This window comes from Spirulina subsalsa FACHB-351 (assembly GCF_026130165.1).
GTDB classification, from domain to species: Bacteria; Cyanobacteriota; Cyanobacteriia; order Cyanobacteriales; family Spirulinaceae; genus Spirulina_A; species Spirulina_A subsalsa_A.
Genome location: NZ_JAIHOM010000218.1, coordinates 1 through 3,927, shown reverse-complemented (window position 1 = coordinate 3,927; position 3,927 = coordinate 1). Strand labels below are relative to the sequence as shown.

The window sequence follows — 3,927 nt, the reverse complement described above, 5'->3', positions numbered from 1 at the left end:
TATCCAATTTTCAAGGTGCTAATATCGAATAGCCTTGGTTTTCGCTTTTCGATATTTCCAATATTACCAGAAAAATACAAAGCCGTCCTTAAAGGACGGGGTTTCAGACCCAGGAGGTTTTGATGATCTTTAATGCGAGCGAAAGACTCCCATTAGGCCCGATAGGGTTAGTGAGAATTGAGAGATGAGGAGAGAGAAGGAATCTCTCTACTCTCTTCGTCATCCAGTCTAACGACTGTGTGGCCTATGAAGACTTGAGGATCAAAAATATGGTGAAAAACTACTGTTTAGCCAAGTCAATCAACAATGCAGGATGGTATCAGTTCCGTCTCTGGCTAGAGTATTTTGGTAAGGTGTTGGGGAGGGTTACAATTGCCGTAGTCCCCAATGGAATCAGTCAAGAATGCTCTAGTTACGGAACGGTGGTCAAAAAATCTCTTTCTACCCGCACTCATGTTTATCGGTGTGGTTGTGAATTGGATCGTGACCACAATAGAGGCTGCAATCAACATCCTGCAAAAAGGAATAGGTACAGTAGGGCATACTGGAACTTACGGGCTAGACCCGTTAAACGCTTCTGGAGAAATGACCTCTACTTTGGTTGGAGCAATCCTGCCAGAGCAAGTTGCTTCGCAGAAAGAAGAATCCCCCGTTAGATTGCAGAATACAATTAACGGCGGGAGTGTCAAGATACAGTTTCTGGCAAACCAAAATCTCCCCCTGCAAGCTCCCCGATGTCTAAGCGCCTGCCCTCCTTTTACCGACTCGCCCAGTTAGGTCTTGATGGCTTCATTGCCGGTTCAGTCTGCTTCCTTGCCTTTCTCATTCGCTTTGAAGGCGAGATTTACCCCCCCCATGAGACTTTAGCTTGGCTGCTCCCCCTCTTAGCCATTCCTGGTCGGTTATTAGTTCATGGGGGATTTGGTCTTTACCAACAGGTCTGGCGTTTATTTGGTCTGCGGGACTTTATTCGGCTCTTGAATGCCGTGAGTTTTTACTCCCTACTGGTTTTGGTCATCACTCGCCTCCTCCTCCCGCGCTTCACCGCCTTTACAGGCATTCCTTTAGGAGTAGCCGCCATTGATTGGAGTTTCTGTTTAATGGGAATGGTAGCCGTGCGTTATGCCCGACGGCGCTCCATTCAACAACCCTTGTGGCGCAAATCGAGGCATTTATTCCCCCCCAAGCGGGTATTACTCCTAGGGGCTGGCATGGCTGGTTCTCTGATTGTGCAAGAAGTACGACAAAATCCCCATTTAAACTTAGAGATTGTGGGGTTTTTGGATGATGACGCGACCAAGATCGGGCGGAGAGTCGAGGGGATTAAGGTGTTAGGGCGCACTGGTCAACTCTTGGCGATCGCACAACACCATCAAATCCAAGAAATCCTCATTGCCATGCCCTCGGCCAGCGCTGAACAAATTCGCCGGATTGTCAACCTCACCAGTGGCACCACCCTAAAATTAAAAATCCTCCCCGGACAGTCCGAACTCTTACAAGACCGTTCCCTCACCCCCCAAGCGCGGGACATCCAGATTCAAGATATTCTCGGACGGACCGAAGTCCGCCTCAACTTATCCCAAGACTTCGCCACCCCCTTTCCCCCTGCCAGTGAACAAATCGGAGATCGCACCATCCTCATTACCGGAGCCGGAGGCACTATTGGCTCCGAAATCTGCCGTCAACTGGCCCGTTTACACCCTCAACGGCTGCTCCTACTCGGTCGAGGAGAAAACAGCATTTTTACCATCGAACAGGAATTAAAGCGTACCTTTCCCCACCTCCCCACCACCCCCCTCATTGCCGACATTCGCCAGACCCAGCGCCTAGAGAGCCTTTTAGCCCAGTGGCGACCCGAGATTATCTTCCATGCCGCCGCCCACAAGCACGTCCCCTTAATGGAGCATAACCCCAGCGAAGCCCTGGAAAACAACACCCTCGCCTCCGCTCAACTCGCCCAATTAGCCCCTCACTACGGCGTAAAAACCTTCGTCATGATTTCCACCGACAAAGCTGTAGACCCCTGCAATTTCATGGGTTTGAGTAAACGCCTCGCCGAACTCTTCGTCAAAGGCGTTTCCCAACACCCCTCCTCCGGGGGAACTCGCTTCCTCGTCGTCCGCTTCGGCAACGTTTTAGGCAGTCGGGGCAGTGTCGTCCCCATTTTCCAAGCTCAAATTGCCCGAGGCGGCCCCGTCACCGTCACCGATCCTCAAATGACCCGTTATTTCATGACCACCCCCGAAGCCTCCCAATTAGTCCTTCAAAGCCTAGCCGTTGGAGAATCCGGTCAAACCCTTATTCTAGATATGGGTCAGCCCGTGCGCATTTACGACTTAGCCGAACAGATGATCCAACTCGCTGGATTTACACCGGGGGAAGAGATTGCCATTGAAATCACCGGACTGCGACCGGGAGAGAAACTCCACGAATCCCTAATCTGTGCCAGTGAACAAACCCGATGGACTGATCATCCGCAAATTATGGCCGTACTCGGTCAAGTCCCGACCCTAGAAGCATGGGAGCAAGCCATGACGCAGCTCAAAACCGCCTTAAACCCAAAAGAAAGCCCAGAAGCACTCTGGCAGAGCGCCCAAGAGAGTCAAAAAATCCTTGAGGGCAGGAATCCGTCTGGATGCAGGTAAAATGAGAAAGAAAAGACTCATTATCGTATTCAAGGAACCAAGGGGGTTTCAAGGGGGGAGGGGGAATGACGGACAACACACTAGCGCGCCTCGGTCAGGGCTTTATCCGACAACGGGAGCGGGATCTAATGGCGGAGTTATTGGCCGATAAGCGATCGCCAAATACCTGTCGGGCCTATCGCAAGGATTTACAAGACTTTTTCAGCACGATGGCTGGGGAGGAGTTATCCCAAGGGTTAATTCTTCAGTTTCTCCAATTAGACCGTTTTACAGCACTGTCAATTGTGTTGGAGTATAAAGCCCATTTAATCCAACGGGGATTAGCAGAAGCAACGGTCAATCGACGTTTATCCGCCCTACGGAGTTTAGTGAATTATGCCCATCAGGTAGGGTGTTGTGATTGGACCTTAGTGGGGGTCAAAGGGGAAAAAGTCATCAAGTATCGCGATACGACCGGGATTAGTCCAGAGCAGTTTAAGCGGATGCTCCAGCAGTGTGACAGTCAAACACTCCGGGGTAAGCGGGATTATGCCATGCTCTGTCTCTTGTGGGACAATGCCCTACGACGAGGGGAATTAATCAGCACCAAAATCCAAGATTTTGACCCAGAAGGAAAACGTTTAACTATTTTGGGCAAAGGACGAGGGACACAACGGGAATCCGTTGCCTTAACTCCCTCAAGCATAGCGGCCATTGAGGATTGGTTAACAGCCCGCGTGGAGAGTGGAAAGGGGGGACCATTAAAGCCCCAAGACCCCTTGTTTAGTTCCCTCAATCGAGGAACAGTAGGACGTCCCTTACACCCCGCTTCCCTAGAACGCATTGTCCGTTTGATCGCCCAACAGGCGGGCATTAGTAAACGGATTAGTCCCCTTCGTTTACGCCATGCCAGTATTACAGCGTTTTTAGATGCTTCGGGGGGCAATATACGAACGGCTCAACGCCTCAGTCGTCATGCCCAGTTAGAAACTCTGCAAATGTATGATGACAATCGTCAGGAAATGCAACAGGAAGCCTCAAGCATCTTAGCAAATTTACGAAAATAATAACAAAAACTTATAATACTGATAAGTAATTAATTTGTTACAAAGCTTTACAAAGTGTCATAAAACAGGCAATATAGACTCATATCATTCTTTTGCAACTGCAATCATAAAACCATGACAACCACCATTCAACAGCGCGAAAGCGCCAACGTTTGGGAGCGGTTCTGTCAGTGGGTAACCAGCACCAATAACCGTCTTTACATCGGTTGGTTCGGTGTTCTCATGATCCCCACTCT

General features: G+C 49.9%; 2 protein-coding genes and 2 pseudogenes. All 4 read left to right on the top strand.

What is annotated here, in order from left to right; all coding sequences use genetic code 11:
* Positions 1-218: 218 nt before the first annotated feature.
* Positions 219-651 (top strand): annotated as a pseudogene (locus K4A83_RS22265) (RNA-guided endonuclease InsQ/TnpB family protein); the annotation flags it as partial.
* Between the two features lie 83 nt (positions 652-734).
* Entirely contained in the window at positions 735-2,645 is a 1,911-nt protein-coding gene (locus tag K4A83_RS22260; protein ID WP_265266908.1) for a polysaccharide biosynthesis protein, read from the top strand.
* A gap of 65 nt (positions 2,646-2,710) precedes the next feature.
* The gene (locus K4A83_RS22255; protein WP_265266906.1) at positions 2,711-3,691 is read left to right on the top strand and encodes a tyrosine-type recombinase/integrase; all 981 of its coding nucleotides are present in this window, start codon (positions 2,711-2,713) and stop codon (positions 3,689-3,691) included.
* 114 nt (positions 3,692-3,805) lie between these two features.
* Positions 3,806-3,927 (top strand): annotated as a pseudogene (locus K4A83_RS22900) (photosystem II q(b) protein); the annotation flags it as partial.

What these genes read in the sequence shown, in the direction of transcription:
- K4A83_RS22260 (WP_265266908.1), top strand. Translation starts at nt 735, where the DNA reads ATGTCTAAGCGCCTGCCCTCCTTTTACCGACTCGCCCAGTTAGGTCTT.
- K4A83_RS22255 (WP_265266906.1), top strand. Translation starts at nt 2,711, where the DNA reads ATGACGGACAACACACTAGCGCGCCTCGGTCAGGGCTTTATCCGACAA.